The 15,480-nt window shown below is 67.7% G+C and carries 16 protein-coding genes; 7 read left to right on the forward strand and 9 right to left on the reverse strand.

What is annotated here, in order from left to right:
• Positions 1–15 precede the first annotated feature (15 nt).
• The 4 genes from C3L37_RS21145 to C3L37_RS21160 are packed head-to-tail and all read right to left on the reverse strand — an operon-like array spanning position 16 to position 4,463.
• On the reverse strand, positions 16–1,185 hold the full coding sequence (locus C3L37_RS21145; RefSeq protein ID WP_129116528.1) for an ABC transporter ATP-binding protein: 1,170 nt from the start codon (positions 1,183–1,185) through the stop codon (positions 16–18).
• Positions 1,186–1,187: 2 nt separating this feature from the next.
• Positions 1,188–2,099 (reverse strand): carbohydrate ABC transporter permease, encoded by a 912-nt coding sequence (locus C3L37_RS21150; RefSeq protein WP_129116529.1) that lies wholly within the window; start codon positions 2,097–2,099, stop codon positions 1,188–1,190.
• The gene (locus C3L37_RS21155) at positions 2,096–3,139 is read right to left on the reverse strand and encodes a carbohydrate ABC transporter permease (RefSeq protein ID WP_129116530.1); all 1,044 of its coding nucleotides are present in this window, start codon (positions 3,137–3,139) and stop codon (positions 2,096–2,098) included. Before C3L37_RS21155 ends, C3L37_RS21150 begins: the two co-directional genes overlap by 4 nt.
• Before the next feature lie 10 nt (positions 3,140–3,149).
• Positions 3,150–4,463, reverse strand: a complete 1,314-nt coding sequence (locus C3L37_RS21160) for an ABC transporter substrate-binding protein (RefSeq protein WP_129116531.1) — start codon at positions 4,461–4,463, stop codon at positions 3,150–3,152.
• A gap of 199 nt (positions 4,464–4,662) precedes the next feature.
• Here C3L37_RS21160 and C3L37_RS21165 point away from each other — a divergent pair, with 199 nt between their 5' ends.
• From C3L37_RS21165 to C3L37_RS21180, 4 genes are all read left to right on the forward strand, one after another.
• Positions 4,663–6,069 (forward strand): class II fumarate hydratase, encoded by a 1,407-nt coding sequence (locus tag C3L37_RS21165; protein ID WP_129116532.1) that lies wholly within the window; start codon positions 4,663–4,665, stop codon positions 6,067–6,069.
• Positions 6,070–6,186: 117 nt separating this feature from the next.
• Positions 6,187–6,381 carry an HVO_2901 family zinc finger protein gene (locus C3L37_RS21170; protein WP_129116533.1) on the forward strand — a complete coding sequence of 65 codons (195 nt, stop codon included), beginning with the start codon at positions 6,187–6,189 and terminating at the stop codon, positions 6,379–6,381.
• 113 nt (positions 6,382–6,494) lie between these two features.
• Complete coding sequence (gatE, locus tag C3L37_RS21175; protein WP_129116534.1) at positions 6,495–8,360, forward strand: Glu-tRNA(Gln) amidotransferase subunit GatE; 1,866 nt, start codon at positions 6,495–6,497, stop codon at positions 8,358–8,360.
• Between the two features lie 236 nt (positions 8,361–8,596).
• Entirely contained in the window at positions 8,597–9,046 is a 450-nt protein-coding gene (locus C3L37_RS21180; RefSeq protein ID WP_129116535.1) for a MaoC family dehydratase, read from the forward strand.
• 15 nt (positions 9,047–9,061) lie between these two features.
• Here the strand turns inward: C3L37_RS21180 and C3L37_RS21185 are convergent, their stop codons facing one another.
• From C3L37_RS21185 to C3L37_RS21195, 3 genes are read right to left on the reverse strand one after another with little or no spacing between them, the layout of a single operon-like run.
• A complete protein-coding gene (locus C3L37_RS21185) occupies positions 9,062–9,832 on the reverse strand; it encodes an RNA methyltransferase (RefSeq protein WP_129116536.1) in 771 nt (256 codons plus the stop codon).
• Entirely contained in the window at positions 9,829–10,422 is a 594-nt protein-coding gene (locus C3L37_RS21190) for a hypothetical protein (protein ID WP_129116537.1), read from the reverse strand. Before C3L37_RS21190 ends, C3L37_RS21185 begins: the two co-directional genes overlap by 4 nt.
• Before the next feature lie 59 nt (positions 10,423–10,481).
• On the reverse strand, positions 10,482–11,117 hold the full coding sequence (locus tag C3L37_RS21195; RefSeq protein ID WP_228546415.1) for a riboflavin synthase: 636 nt from the start codon (positions 11,115–11,117) through the stop codon (positions 10,482–10,484).
• 172 nt (positions 11,118–11,289) lie between these two features.
• On the opposite strand from C3L37_RS21195, the gene folP reads away from it, so the two are divergent.
• The 3 genes from folP to C3L37_RS21210 all read left to right on the forward strand — a co-directional run bounded on the left by folP (position 11,290) and on the right by C3L37_RS21210 (position 14,771).
• Complete coding sequence (gene folP / locus C3L37_RS21200) at positions 11,290–12,435, forward strand: dihydropteroate synthase (RefSeq protein WP_129116538.1); 1,146 nt, start codon at positions 11,290–11,292, stop codon at positions 12,433–12,435.
• A gap of 138 nt (positions 12,436–12,573) precedes the next feature.
• A complete protein-coding gene (locus C3L37_RS21205) occupies positions 12,574–13,251 on the forward strand; it encodes a 6-hydroxymethylpterin diphosphokinase MptE-like protein (protein WP_129116539.1) in 678 nt (225 codons plus the stop codon).
• Positions 13,252–13,334: 83 nt separating this feature from the next.
• On the forward strand, positions 13,335–14,771 hold the full coding sequence (locus C3L37_RS21210) for a cryptochrome/photolyase family protein (protein ID WP_129116540.1): 1,437 nt from the start codon (positions 13,335–13,337) through the stop codon (positions 14,769–14,771).
• Between the two features lie 51 nt (positions 14,772–14,822).
• On the opposite strand, the gene C3L37_RS21215 is transcribed toward C3L37_RS21210, so the two are convergent.
• Complete coding sequence (locus tag C3L37_RS21215; RefSeq protein WP_129116541.1) at positions 14,823–15,086, reverse strand: DUF7521 family protein; 264 nt, start codon at positions 15,084–15,086, stop codon at positions 14,823–14,825.
• On the reverse strand, positions 15,083–15,439 hold the full coding sequence (locus C3L37_RS21220; RefSeq protein ID WP_129116542.1) for a winged helix-turn-helix domain-containing protein: 357 nt from the start codon (positions 15,437–15,439) through the stop codon (positions 15,083–15,085). The genes C3L37_RS21215 and C3L37_RS21220 overlap by 4 nt, the downstream gene beginning before the upstream one ends.
• Between the last annotated feature and the right edge of the window lie 41 nt (positions 15,440–15,480).

Raw genomic sequence — 15,480 nt, forward strand, 5'->3', positions numbered from 1 at the left:
CTGGTGGATGACGACTTAGAGCTGCGGCTCCGTCTCCGCTTGCTCGTCGATCGAGCGGTTTCGCAGCGCCTCGCCGGTCTCGCCGTCGAAGACGTGGATCGCGGCCTCGGGGATGCGCGCGATCGCCGGCTGACCGGCCTCGACGGTCCGCATGCCGCCGATCGTCGCCACGAACGACGAGTCGCCGTCCGCGGAGAAGGAGAGGTAGACGTTGTTCTCGCTTCCCTTCGGCTCGACCACGTCAACGACCGTCTCGAAGTCGTGCGGCCCCGTCGCCTCGGCGACGATCTCCACGTCCTCGGGGCGCACGCCGAGGGTGACGGTTTCGGCGTTCACCTCGTCGGCGCTCACCGCCTCGGCACCGCCGATCGCGTCGCGAACCTCCTCCGAGATGGGATACGCGAACTCGGAGCCCACCAGCCGGTCGCCGCGCACCTCCATCTCGAAGAAGTTCATCGAGGGATCGCCGATGAAGCCGGCGACGAACCGGTTGGCCGGGCGGTGGTACGCTTCGAGCGGCGTCGCAACCTGCATCAGCTTCCCGGCGTTGAGGATGGCGATTCGATCGCCCATCGTCATCGCCTCGGTCTGGTCGTGCGTGACGTACACCGTCGTCACCCCCAGGTCCTCCTGGAGGCGCTGGAGCTCGGTTCGCATCTCCGAGCGGAGCTTCGCGTCGAGGTTCGACAGCGGTTCGTCCATCAAAAAAGCCGCCGGATCGCGGACGATGGCCCGGCCGAGCGCCACCCGCTGGCGCTGCCCGCCCGAGAGCTCGGCGGGCTTTCTGTCGAGCAGGTTCGCGATGTCGAGCATCTCCGCCGTCGCCCGGACCTTCTCTTCGATCTCGCCGTCCGGGAGGTCCGTCGACTCCTCCAGCCCGAAGCGCATGTTCCCCCGGACGGTCATGTGGGGGTACAGCGCGTACGACTGGAACACCATCGCGATGTCGCGGTCCTTCGGCTGCTTTCCGTCGATCGGTTCGTCGTCGAGTCGGATCTCGCCGCGCGAGACCGTCTCCAGCCCGGCGATCATCCGGAGCGTCGTCGATTTGCCGCAGCCGGAGGGTCCGACGAGGACGAGGAACTCGCCGTCGTCGATGTCGACGGAGACGTCGTCGACGGCGACGATCTCCGAGCCGTTGTCGTCGAAGATTTTCGTGACGTGATCGAGGGTGAGTCGTGCCATGATCAGGATTCTCCTGCGACGCCTTTCGCGAACTGCTCGCCGAAGAGCACGTAGACGAGCAGGGTCGGCAGCGCGGCGATGAACGCGCCGGCCATCTGGAGGTTGTACTGCTGGACCAGAGAGCCCTGCAGCTCGTTCAACGAGAGCGTCACGACCTGATTGCTCGGCTCCGAGACGAGCACCAGCGCGAACAGCAGGTCGTTCCAGATCTGCGTGAACTGGTAGATGAGCGTGACCGCGAAGATCGGAACCGACAGCGGGAGGATGATCTTCCGGTAGATCCGCCCGACGGTCGCCCCGTCGAGCCGCGCCGCCTCCAGCATCTCCGGGTCGATGGTGGCGTAGTACGAGCGGAACAGGATCGTACAGATTGGGATCCCGTACGCCGTGTGGGTGAGCGCGAGTTCGATCAGGCTCGCCCGGTTCGCGAGCGGCGGCACCGCCGAGAGCAGGCCGGGGAGGTCGACCATCGTCCAGAACTGCGTCAGCGGCACCAGCACCGACTGGTACGGGACGAAGATGCCGGCGACGAACAGGACCACCACCCCGACCTGCCCGCGCCAGCTGACGTTCGTCAGCCCGTAGGCGGCGATCGACCCGAGCGCGGCCGAGAGGATCGTCGCCGGCAGGGCGAAGAGGAGGCTGTTGAACAGCCCGACTCGGAGCCGCGAGAACGCGTCGACCCACGGTTCGACGGTGAACCCCGACGGCGGCGGCGGGACGAACGGCGTGGTTCCGGAGAACGCGTCCTGCGTCTTGAACGCCGTCGTGAGGCCGGTTTCGAGCGGCGCGAGGTAGAACGCGACCATCGCCGCGAGCGCGGCGTACAGGCCGATCCGCCGGAGGTCGAGCGAGCGCTCGTCGGCGGTCGCGCCGCGCGGTTCGGTTCGTGCGGTGTCGGTTTCGGAGCTCATAGATCGCCTCGCTTGTACTGCACGTAGAGGTACGGCCCGATGACGCCGAGCGCGAGCAGGAACAGCACGGTCGCGATGGCGGCGCCGTAGGCCCAGTTGGTCGAGCGGAACGCCTCGCGGAACATCATCACGGAGAGGATGTCCGCGGAGGGGCCGGGCGTCGCGCCGAACATGACGAACAGGAAGTCGAACGCCTTCAGCGCGAACACCATGAGCACGACCGCCGCGCTCGTGGTCGACGCCCGAAGCTGGGGGACGATGACGCGCCGGTACATCCGGAGCGTGCTCGCGCCGTCGGCCTTCGCGGCCTCGTACTGCGCGGTCGGTATCGCCCGCAACCCCGCGAGGTAGACGACCATGCAGTAGCCGCTGAACTGCCACATCAGCGCGAAGATGACCGCGCCGAGCTTGAAGTTCGGGTCGCTGATCCACGCCCGCGTGAGCGCGCCCAGTCCGACGAGCCGGAGCAGTTCGTTCACCATCCCGATCTCGGGGTTGTACATCCACGACCAGAAGATGGCCGTCACGACGAACGAGAGGCTCATCGGGAGCAGGTAGATCGTCCGGAAGGTGTTCTCGAACCTGATGTTTTGATCCACGAGGATCGCGAGCCCCAGCCCGAGAAGCAGCGAGACGACGGTGAAGGCGACGAGCAGCACGAGCGTGTTGCGCGCCGCCGCGACGAACGTCGGATCGCCGAGCATCTGGGCGTACATCTCGAAGCTGAGCGATCCGTAGTCGGGGTTCGGCTGGAGGCCGCCCCAGTCGGTCAGCGAGATGAGCGCGTTCCAGCCGATCGCGCCGTAGACGAAGAGGCCCATGAAGAGCGCCGGCGGCAACCAGAACGGCAGCGATCGAACGAACTCGCCCGAGAGCACGCCGCGTCCCCTCGACCGGCCGACGTCGGCCGCTTCGCTCGCGGTCCCGCCGTCCGCGATCGGGCGTCCGGGCTCGTCGGTCGTCGAGTCGGTGCTCGCCGACTCGGAATCGCCCCCCGCCGTCGTTCGACGACGGAGCCGCCGCGCGATGGATCCTCGCATGGTCGACGCCTCAGAAGGCGCTGTTGATGCCCTCGTACGCCCGGTCGACGTTCCAGTTCTCGTTGAAGCCGGCGAACGCCTCCTCCATGTTGCTCTTCACTTCGGGCGTCACGGCGCTCCCGTGGGCGATCGTCAGCGGCTGGCTGTCCGACGCCTTGAACTGCTCGATCTGTCGGGTGAGGAACGGCCCGAACTCCTCGCCCGAGACGTCGGTTCGCGGCGGGATCGACCCTTTGACGGGGTTGAATCGCCGCTGCGCGTCCGCCGTCCCACAGTAGCTGAGGAACTTCCGGGTCGCGTCCGGCGACGGGTTGTTCTTCGGGAAGACGAACGAGTCCATCACCATCGAGTACACGCCGTCGGTTCCGGGGTACGGGGCGTAGTTCCAGTCGCTTTCGAACTCGAACCCCTCCGACGCCTCGTACTGGCCGGCGGCCCAGTCGCCCTGGTGGATGAACGCGGCGTCGCCCTCGACGATCTTCGTGTTCGCCTGATCCCACGAGATCGATCCGGCGTCGCCGTTGAAGTACTCCCTGTATCCGGCGACCGCCTGGAGCGACTCCCTGATCGCGCCCTCGTGCTGCTGGACGTTCCCGGCGGCGAAGTCGTCGAACGCGCCGACGCCGTTGCGGGCGATGAACTCGGTCTCCCAGAGCTGGAGCGTCGGCCACGGGTCCTGCGTCGAGTGCGCCAGCGGGGCCGCGTCCGTCTCGGTCGCGACGGCGTCGAGGGCGTCGGCCATCGCCTGCGGGTCGTTCAACCCGGAGGGATCAACACCCGCCTGTTCGAGCACCGAGACGTTGTAGAAGACGTTGTTGAGCCGGTGGATGTTGATCGGCACCGAGACGAGCGTTCCGGCCGGTTGTGCGGCGTTCTGGACGCTCTCGCGGTACGCGTTGCGCATGTCGTCGTTCCAGACGTCGCTCACGTCCTCCAGTACGTCGCTGCTCGTGTACGGCGCGAGCGCCTTCCCCGGCCAGATCTGGAACGTGCTCGGCGGATTCTCGTTGAGCACGCGGTTTTTGATCACCGTGTCGAGCGCGCTTCCCGCGCCGCCCGGCGCGGGATTGTTGTTTATTTCGACGTCGCCGTGTCGCTGCTGGAACCCTTCGAGCAGCGCGTCGAGCGCCTCCTTTTCGCCGCCGGCGGTCCACCAGTGGACGATTTCGAGCTGGTTGCTGCCGCCGCCGTTTCCGCCGTCGCCCCCGCCGCCGTTCCCATCGCCGCCGGTGCACCCCGCGAGTCCGGCCATGCCGGCGCTCGCGAGCCCGGCGAGCTTCATGTACGATCGACGCGAGAGGCCGTTCGATGTGCGTCCTGTCATTCGAAATCCACCACGAAAGGTCGTGAGCGACTCCGCCATCCCCGAAGTTAAGTGTTTCCTATTTTCTCACGATTGTGAGTGAATGATTCAGCGTCCTGGCGGCCGTGTCCCCGCCGTCCCGCGGTCGATCCCGTCCGACGATCGTGGCCCTTCGACCGTATCGGTGGGTTTTACCACCGCGGTACGCGTCCACGCACGCATGAGCGAGGACTACCGAACGGAGCGGGACAGCCTCGGGGAGATGCGGGTGCCGGCGGACGCGTACTGGGGCGCGCAGACCCAGCGCGCCGTGGAGAACTTCCCCATAAGCGACGTCACCTTCGGTCGACGGTTCGTCCGCGCGCTCGGTGCGGTGAAGAAGGCCGCCGCCCAGGCGAACCGGGACCTCGGCATGATCCCCGAGGACGTCGCGGACGCGATCGTCGAGGCGGCCGACGAGGTCATGGCCGGCGAACACGACGACCAGTTCCCGGTCGACGTGTTCCAGACAGGTTCCGGCACCTCCTCGAACATGAACGCCAACGAGGTCATCGCCAACCGCGCGGCGGAACTCATGGGCGAGGAGATCGGCTCGCGGATCGTCCACCCCAACGACCACGTCAACTTCGGCCAGTCCTCGAACGACGTGATCCCCACCGCGATGCACGTCTCCGCCTCGGAGGCCGTCGAAAAGGACCTCGTTCCGGCGCTGGAGACGCTCCGCGAGGCCCTCGCCGACAAGGAGCGAGCGTTCGACCACGTCGTCAAGACGGGACGGACGCACCTGCAGGACGCGACGCCGGTGCGGCTCGGTCAGGAGTTCGGCGGGTATCGATCGCAGATCGAGAAAGGGATCGAACGGGTCGACGCCGTGCGGGGTCGCCTCGGCGAACTCGCCCTCGGCGGCACCGCCGTCGGCACCGGGCTGAACACCCACCCGGACTTCCCCGAGCTGGCGGCGACGTACATCAGCGAGGACACCGGCGTCGAGTTCCGCGAGGCAGACGACCACTTCGAGGCGCAGGCGGCCCACGACGCGATGGCGGAGGCGCACGGCGCGCTTCGGACCGTCGCCGGGTCGCTCAACAAGATCGCGAACGACCTCCGCCTCCTCGCGTCCGGACCGCGAAACGGCCTCGGCGAGATCGAACAGCCCGAGAACCAGCCCGGCAGTTCGATCATGCCCGGGAAGATCAACCCGGTCGTCGCCGAGGCCGTCAATCAGGTCCACAAGCAGGTCGTCGGCAACGACGCCGCGGTCGCCGCCGGGGCGGCCGAGGGGCAGCTCGATCTCAACCTCTACAAGCCGGTGCTCGCCCACAACTTCCTCCAGTCGGCGGAACTCCTGACGAACGCCTCGGAGGTGTTCGCGGAGCGGTTCGTCGCGAAGCTCGAAGCGAACGAGGAGCACTGCGCGGAGCAGGTCGAGCGAAGCATGGCGCTGGCGACGGCGCTCAACCCGACGATCGGCTACGACAAGGCGGCCGAAGTCGCGAAGGAGGCGCTCAAGCGCGACAAATCCGTCCGTGAGGTCGTCGTCGAGAAGGGCTACCTCACCGAAGCGGAGGCCGACGAGGTGCTCGACCCCGAGCGGATGACTCACCGCGGGATTCTCGGCAGCGAGTGACCGTCACAGGAGATAGTCACTCTCCGCGAATCGGGAGACGACGCCGATTTTCGTCTCCCAGTGGCGCGCCCGGGAAAAAACGACATTTTCAAGACGAACCCCGGTGATCTTTTAGGCATGCCTGGGGTGAACTTACATCGGGAGATCGAGGGGCGGGACGTGCTCGTATGCCGAAAGTGCGGTTCTGAGTTTCCGGAGGGACGCGCCACCCGAGACGGGTGGTACTATCAGTGCCCCGAGGACGGCTGCGACTCGCAGGGACTCGGCGAGGGACTCCGTCGAATCAACCGCCGACGCGAACGGAGCAGTTGAACCGAACGCGCTGACGCCGTCCCCTCGAACGCTCCTGCGGTCGCCCCGGAACGGATAGCGGACGGCGGCGGAGACTGAATCCTTTTTACCTCCCCCGACCCCACAACCCGCTAATGAGCGAGTACGACTACGAGGACCTCAGCCTCGTCGCGGGCCTGGAGATCCACCAGCAGCTCGACACCGCGACGAAGCTCTTTTGCGGCTGTCCGACGGAGCGCCGCGAACCCGACGAGGCGACTCGGACGTTCGCGCGGTTTCTTCACCCGACGAAGAGCGAACTCGGCGAACTCGACGAGGCCGCGCTCGAAGAGAGCCGCGTCGACAGGGAGTTCGAGTACCTCGCGTACGACACGACCTGTCTCGTCGAAGAGGACGACGAACCGCCGGGGCTCCTCGACGAGGAGGCGCTCGACGTGGCGATGCAGATCGCGGTGCTTCTCGACATGAGCGTCGTCGACGAGGCGCACGTGATGCGAAAGATCGTGGTCGACGGCTCGAACACCTCCGGCTTCCAGCGGACGACGCTCGTCGGGCAGGACGGCGAGATCGAAACCAGCGACGGACCGGTCGGCATCGAGGACCTCCTCCTCGAAGAGGAGAGCGCCGGTCGGGTCGAAGAGACCGATCACGGCGTCCGCTACAGCCTCGATCGGCTCGGCATCCCGCTCGTGGAGATCGGAACGGGGCCGGACATCCGCTCTCCGCAGCAAGCCCGCGAGGCGGCCGAAACCATCGGGATGCTCCTTCGATCGACGGGCGCGGTGAAGCGAGGGCTCGGAACCATCCGGCAGGACGTGAACGTCTCCATAGCGGATGGCGCGCGCGTCGAGATGAAGGGCGTCCAGAGCCTCGACGACATCGACGAACTCGTCCGTCGGGAGGTCGGTCGGCAGGTCGAACTGCTCGCCATCCGCGACGAGCTGCGGGAACGGGGCGCGAACGTCGGCGAGACGCGCGACGTGACGCGCGTCTTCGAAGATACCGAAAGCGGCGTCATCGCGAGCGTCCTCGACGGGGGGAAAGTCGCCGCGGTGCCGCTTTTCGGCTTCGACGGACTCGTCGGCCGCGAGATCCAGCCGGATCGGCGGCTCGGCACCGAGTTCTCCGACCACGCCAAGCGCCACGGCGCGGGTGGCGTTTTCCACACCGACGAACTGCCCGCTTACGGCGTCGAGCAGGAGGAGGTCGACGCGCTCCGCGAAGCCGTCGACGCCGGCGAGGACGACGCGGTCGTCATCGTCGCCGCCGACTCGGAGACGGCGGACCTCGCCATCGACGCGGTCGCGGAGCGGGCGCGGGTCGCGATCGAGGAAATCCCCGAGGAGACCCGTGGAGCGAACGACGACGGCACCTCCCGGTACCTCCGTCCGCTCCCGGGCGCGGCGCGGATGTACCCCGAGACGGACGTCCCGCCCGTCGAACCCGACCCGAGCGAGGTAGAGGTTCCCGAACTACTCACCGAGAAGGTCGAACGGTACCGACGGGAGTACGGTCTCGACGCCGGCCTCGCGGAACAGGTCGCCTACGGCCGTCGGATGCCCGCCTTCGAGCGGGCGGTCGAGCGCGGCGTCGACGCGACGCTCGCGGCCGGAACCCTCGAAAGCACAGTGACGGAGCTTCGCCGCGACGACGTGCCGGTCGAGCGCCTCACCAACGAGCACTTCCTCGACGTGCTGACGCTCGTCGACGACGGCGACCTCGCGAAGGAAGGCGTCGACGAGGTGCTCGCGGTGCTGGCGGAGGAACCGACGCTCTCGGCCACGGAAGCCGTCGAGGAGGCGGGACTCGCCGGCGTCGACGACGATGCGGTTCGCGACGCCGTCGCCGAGGTGGTCGAGCGCAACGAGGCGCAGGTCGAAGCGCAGGGGATGGGCGCGTTCTCGGCGCTCATGGGCGAGGCGATGGGCGCGCTGCGCGGGAAGGCCGACGGCGAGGTCGTGAGCGACGCGCTCCGAGAGGAGATCCAAAAGCGGGCGTAGCTCGTCGACCGGGGGCTGTCAGACGGCACGGACGCGAAGCCCGCGGGACGGAGTGCCGTACGATCGCGAGCCGTCCCGCGGCGACAGTCATGCCACGGTCGCGATGGTCCCGTTTTCGTATTTCAACGTTCGTCCGACGGCGGGGTCCGGGTTCGGGGACGAGCGCCCCCGTCAAAACCAGGATACGCGTTGCCTGCGGCCGAACGTACTTACGGTCCGCCGTCAACCATCCGCCAATGTCGATCTTTTACGAGGACATCGAACCCGGCGACGTCGCCGAGTTCGGCGAGTACGAGGTGACGGAGGCGGAGATCGTCGACTTCGCGGAGCGGTACGACCCGCAGTGGTTCCACGTCGATCCGGAGCGGGCCGCCGAGGAGTCGATGTACGGCGGGCTCATCGCCAGCGGGTGGCACACGACGGCCATGACGATGCGGATGCTCGTCGACCACCACTTCGCCGAGGCCGCCTCGCTCGGCGCGAAGGGGATCGAAGAGATCCGCTGGCGGCGACCCGTCCGCCCGGGGGACGTCCTCTCGGTTCGAGCGGAGGTCCTCGACAAAGAACCCGAACGGCCCGATCGGGGTCTCGTCAGAAATCGGACGGAGACGCGCAGGGACGACGGCGAGGTCGTGCTGTCGATGGTGTCGCTCGTGATGTACGCGAGACGGAGCGACGAGGACTGAGCTGGCGGTTCGGCTTCACCGACGGCCGCCGTCGTTCGCGACCTCGTCGGCGGATTCTCGTCCGTCGCGCAACCGTTCGTTCGCGCGGCGGAAGACGCCCAGTAACGTGTTTACTTCGCGATCCGTGGGGTGCGCCCGGCCGACGAGGCGACGGATCAGGCGGTTCGTCTTCGCCCGCTTTCGCTCGTTGTACCCCGACGCGTCGAGGAAGGCGTCGAAAAAGTCGTAGAGGCGTTCGATCTCGCGCTCCTCGGCTCGGGTCCGTTCGACGTCGGGGAGTTGCGTCTCGTCGACGGTGAGACCGCGCAGTTCGTAGAGGACGACCGTCGCGGCCTGCCCGAGGTTGAGCACCGGGTACGATTCGCTCGCGGGGATCGAACACACCTCGTCGAGCCGTTCGAGTTCCTCGTTGTTCAGCCCGGTACCTTCGCGACCGAAAACGATCGCGGTCCGCGTTTCGACGGTTTTCAGGCTCTCGGCCAGTCGGCGCGGCGTCGTGAACGGGTACCGGGTGTGCCGGCGGCTGTCCTCGTTCGTGATGGCCGTACAGCCGACGGTGTGGTAGTTCTCGATCACCGACTCCAGCGTGACGGTCTCGGCGCTCGGGAGCACGTCCTCGCGGGCGTGGCCGGCGAAGCCGTACGCCTCGCTGTTGCGGGTGATCTCCGGCGGATTCACGAGTTTCAGCTCCGAGAGGCCGAAGTTCTTCATCGCCCGGGCGATCGTCCCGACGTTGCCTGGCGTCTCGGGCTCGACGACGACGACGACGGGCTTCTCGCGGCTCATTTCTTCGGGTAGCGAACGCCGAAGTCGACGTCCTCGAAGGAGAGATCGTCGTCCGCCTCGTCCTCTCCGTCCGCGTCCGATTCGTCCGCGCCCGATTCGTCCCTGAGTTCGATCCGCCGGCCCTCGAATCCCTCGGTCAGTCGGTCGTGCAGTTCCTGCGGATCCGGCGGGTTCGGGAGGCCGTCGGGGTCGGTGTCGACGTGCTCGATGCCGGCGTAGCCCTCGGGCGCGCGGCCGCCGTCGGCGAACCACTCGTGGAACGCGTCGCGGAAGTCGTTCTCGCCGACGAGGTCGCGGCCGCCGGCCTCGCGGAACCAGTAGTCGAAGTCCGGTTCGTGGCGCTCGCAGAGCAGGATCTCCTCGAAGGGTTCGCCGTAGACGACCGCCGACTCGTTGCACCGGCGGATCTCCGCCTCGCCGTGGATCAGATAGCAAGCGTCGCAGGGCTTCCCGATGAGGTAGCTCAGCCGGAGGAGCCGCCGCTTCGGATCGTCGGGGATCTCCGCGAGCGGCTTGAACTCGCCCTCGTCGGTGAAGATTTCGGACTCGTCGAACCGCCACCCGCGAAGTCCGATGCTGACCTTCGCCATGCGTCGAGACTAACGGGCGCGCCGATAAAAAGAGCGTGACTCCCGGCCGCGCTCGGCGACTATCCCGCTGTGGCCATGTGTCGCTCGACGTACTTCGCCAGCGGGTCCGTCTCGATGTGCACCGGGTCACCGACAGACGTTCCGGATAGGGTCGTGATCTCGTACGTCGCGGGGATGACCGCGACGGAGAACGTTTCGTCCCCCAAGGCAGCGACCGTCAGGCTGATGCCGTCGAGCCCCACCGCCCCCTTTTCGGCGAAGTGCGACTCACACGCTTCGGGGAGTGCGAACTCGAACGTCCGACCGTCGCCGTCTCGCCGAATCGCGGTCACTCTCGTCGTCGCGTCGACGGTTCCTCTCACGAAGTGGCCGTGGATGCCGTCGCCGACGCTCAGGGGATGTTCGAGATTCACTCGATCGCCGGCGTCCAACTCGCCGAGGTACGTCCGCGAGAGCGTTTCCGGGGAGGCGAACGCCTCGAACCTATCGGCGCGATCGTCCACTCGGGTCGCGGTGAGACAGACGCCGCTGACCGCGACGCTGTCGCCGCGGGAGAGGTTCCCGACGCCCGGAGCGTCGATTTGCAGCCGCACCCCGCTGCCGACGGCAGTACACCTGCGCACCGTTCCGGTTTTCGTGATGATTCCAGTGTACACGGATCGGTCCACCGGCGGGACGTACAAGTTTGTTCCCATTTCGTTATGCGTAACATATTTGTGATAGAGGGACCCACGATCGCGGAGAGAGCGCCTTGCTCGATCCCCGGTATTAATTTTCTCTGGCGGTCGTCCGTGTCGGGGCGGACGACGAAATCTCGCCGCGCGTCGTATCGGACCGCCTATGTCGATCCGGTCCCACTCTCGGACCATGCGAAACGTGGACGCGGGCGGGCTCGGCATCGGCGACGACTATCCGCCGCGTATCATGGGGGTGCTGAACGTGAGCGAGGAGTCGCCGTACGAGCCGAGCGTGTTCGACGACGCGGGGGAGGCGGCCGAGTACGTCGACGCGGAACTGATCGGGGAGGGTGCAGACATCGTAGACGTGGGGCTCGAATCGGCGAACAAGCGGTTCGAGGTCCTCTCGGCCGAGGAGGAGCTGGAGCGGTTGGACCGCGCCGTCGAGACGATGGAGAGCGTCTCCGGCGACGCGGCCTACTCCATCGAGACGCGCTATCACGAGGTGGCCGACGCGGCGCTGTCGGCGGGGTTCGACCTGGTCAACGACGTGTGCGGCTTCGCCGACCCGGAGATGCCGCGCGTCTGCGAGGAGCACGACGCCGCCGTCGTGAAGATGGCGAGCCCGCCGGACCTCTCGCGGCCGGGCGCGGTCGAGGAGGTCGACGACATCTACGAGGCGCTGCGGCGGAACGGCTTCACCGACAAGACCATCGTCGACCCGGCGTTCGGGGGCTGGAGCGAGGAGAAGACCCTGGAGGACGACCGCGAGACGTTCCGTCGCCTCCGGGAGTTCAGGGGGCTCGATCGGCCGATCCTCGTCTCGATCAACCGGAAGAACTTCCTCCGCGAGATCGCCGGCCGCTCGACCGAGGAGGCGCTGCCCGTCAGCCTCGCGGCGACGTCGATGGCGGTCGAGCGGGGCGCGCACGTGATCCGAACGCACGACGTGGCCGAGACGCGCGACGCGGCGCTCGTCGGCGCGGCGTTCGCCCGCGATCGGATCCGCGGCGGAGAGGCGGTTCGCGTCGAGGAACTCGACGTGACGACCGCGCGGGAGGCCGCTCGACACCTCGACCGACTCGGCGGCGACGAGGCGACCGCCGCCGAGTGCGTCACGCGCGTGTACGAACTCTCCGGCCTCGACGCCGCGGAGCGGGGCGCGCTCCGCGCGGGCGCGGCCGAAGCCGGCGCGGTTTTAGTCGACTCGGCCGACAGGAGCGGCGCGCTCCTCGCGGGAACGCCCCGCTCGCTCTCGAACCTCGCTGCAGCCGCATCCGGCGTTTCTGCCGCGCTCGACGACGCGCTCGAACGAATCGCCGAAACAGATCACTGACGAAGACGGTCGTTCACCTACGAGAAAACTTATGACAGATCGGTCAGAACTCGGAGTGTGGAAGCCGGGACGGCACGCGGGTAGGGGTACTTGGTGCCACACCGGCCCATGCGGTATCATATCCGCCGAGCGTCGCGCATGAAGTTCGCCGAGTGGGAGCCCGTCTACGAGTCGATCCTCGCTGACTTCGGATACAGCCGCGCGGCCGACGAGACGGCGCGGGACGAACTCGCCGCGCTCGCGAGGCGATTCGATCGCGACCGGTTCGCGGGAATCGACGGGTCGATCGTCGCCGTCGTCGGCGCGGGACCGTCGCTCTCCGACGAGATCGACCGCGCTGTCGACGCCGAGTACGTCTTCGCCGCATCCACCGCGGCGGACGCGCTGCTCGCGGCGGGGATCGACGTCGATCTGATGGTGACCGACCTCGACAAGAACGTCGAGACCGCGCGCGAGTTGACGCGCGCCGGCGTGCCGGTCGCGGCGCACGCTCACGGCGACAACCGCCCGGCGATCCGCGAGTGGGTTCCTCGGTTCGACCTCGATTTCACGCTCGCGACGACGCAAGCCGAGCCGGCCGGGCCGGTCGTCAACTACGGCGGGTTCACGGACGGCGACCGGGCCGCCTTCCTCGCCGACGAGTTCGGCGCGGCGACGCTCGCGTTCGTCGGCTGGGACCTCGACGATCCGACCGTCGGGGCGACGAAGGCGAAGAAACTCCGGTGGGCGGAGCGGCTGCTCCGCTGGCTCGAAGTGCGGCGGGGAGAGCGGTTCTCGATCCTCGACGGTCGGCGCGACGCGGTCGAGCCGCCGTAGGCGGCGCGATCGACGAGAGAGACGCGGTGCGACGAGAACGTCGCGGGCGATAGGTTGACGCCGCGTCGGTCGCACACCCGAATATGCAGCTCCACTGGCACCGACGCGACCTGCGAGCCGCGGACAACACCGCGCTCAGCGCGGCGGCCGGCGCGCTCGATCCCGACGCCGACGACGGGGTCGTCCCCGCGTTCGTCTTCGATCCCGACGTGCTCGCGCACGCCGGCCCGCCGCGGGTTCGGTTCATGCTCGACGCGCTCGATTCGCTTCGTGCGTGGTACCGCGACCGGGGGAGCGACCTCGTCGTCGCCCGCGGCGATCCTCGCGAGGAGATTCCGGCGCTCGCGGAGGCGCACGGCGCGGATCGAGTCGTCTGGAACGGGGACTACTCCGGGCTGGCGCGCGAACGGGACGCCGCCGTGCGCCGCGCGCTCGACGGGGTCGGGATCGAGCGCGAGTCGTACCACGACGCGATCCTCCACGAATCGGGGTCGATCACGACCAATCAGGGCGAGCCGTATTCCGTGTTCAGCTACTTCTGGAAGAAGTGGCGGGACCGCGAGAAGGCGGAGTCGCGCGACGCCCCCGACGCCGACCGACTGGCCGACGTGTCGGGCGACGCCCTGCCGACGATCGACGATCTTGGTTTCGAGGAGCCGGAGACGGACGTACAGTCCGCCGGTGCTGCGGCCGCCCGCGACCGGCTCGAACGGTTCTGTTCGGACGCGGTGTACCGGTACGACGCGGATCGAGACTACCCGGCGCGAGGCGCGACCTCCCGCCTGTCGGCCGATCTCAAGTGGGGGACCGTCGGGATCCGGGAGGTTTACGCGGCCACGGCGGACGCGAAGGCCGACGCCGCCGGCGACGAGTACGACTCGGTCGAGGAGTTCCAGTCGCAGCTGGCGTGGCGGGAGTTCTACGCCCACGTCCTCTTTTTCAATCCGGGCGTTGTCGACGAGAACTACAAGGAGTACGAACACGAAATCGACTGGCGCGCGGTCGACGGGGGGAGCGACGGGGCCGAGGAGCTGCGGGCGTGGAAGGAGGGAAAGACGGGGTATCCCATCGTCGACGCCGGGATGCGGCAGTTGACGCGGGAGGCGTACATGCACAACCGCGTCAGGATGATCGTCGCCTCCTTTCTCACGAAGGACCTGCTCGTCGACTGGCGCGAGGGGTACGCGCACTTCCGCGAGTACCTCGCGGACCACGACACCGCCAACGACAACGGCGGGTGGCAGTGGGCCGCGTCGACCGGCACGGACGCGCAGCCGTACTTTCGCATCTTCAACCCGATGACGCAGGGCGAACGGTACGATCCCGACGGGGAGTACGTCCGCGAGTACGTGCCCGAACTGGCTGGCGTCGACGCCGACGTCATCCACTCGTGGCACGAACGCTCCGACGAGGAGCGCGCGGCCGCCGGCCCCGACTACCCGGCCCCGATCGTCGACCACGGCGAGCGGCGCGAGCGGGCGCTCGAAACCTTCGAACGGGCGCGCGGCGGCGAGGACTGAATCCCGGTCGGCGGCGGGAAGCGGGCGGAGACGACCGGGACCGACGGACGATCACATGTACAGCGAGTAGGAGATGAATCCCATCCCCGTGAGAACGAACGCGGTTCGGACGAGGGCGGAGAACGGGAGCGCGACGTGGACGACGTCGAAGAGCGAGCAGTCGAGGACGCCGCCGACGCTGATGAGCACGAAGCCGATCGAGATGAAGAGCATCGGCTCGCTCCGGTTGCGGCGGTAGCCGCGGTACGCTTGATAGGCGATGAGGAACCCGAGCGCGATGGCCAGGAGGTTCCCCGCGATGATCCAGAAGCTCATCGATCGGTCCCCCGTATGTCCTCCCAGACGCGGGTGAACCGGTCTGCGGCGTCTTCGTGGTGTGTGAGCGTCACGTCTATCTCCCCGTTTGTGATGTCGATGTCGATGTGTTCGACCGTCGATTCGTACAGCGTGTAGTGGTTGCCCGACGGATCGAGCTGCGTGTGTTCGACCAGCAGATCCAGTCGTTTGAGGTCGTCGACCCGGCGGTAGATCGTCGGCAGCGACGCGTCGCACGCCTCGCTGAGCGCCTTCGCGGACAACGGTTCCCCGTGCGTCTCGACGAGGATCGAACGGGCGTACTCGTCGTCCAAGAGCCGGAAGACGTCCGCCGGATCCGGGACCTCATTCACGTCCTCATCGATTCGCGCATGAATGTAAACTCTATCGAGCG

Origin of the sequence: Halegenticoccus tardaugens (genome assembly GCF_004116405.1) — an archaeon.
Taxonomy (GTDB): domain Archaea; phylum Halobacteriota; class Halobacteria; order Halobacteriales; family Haloferacaceae; genus Halegenticoccus; species Halegenticoccus tardaugens.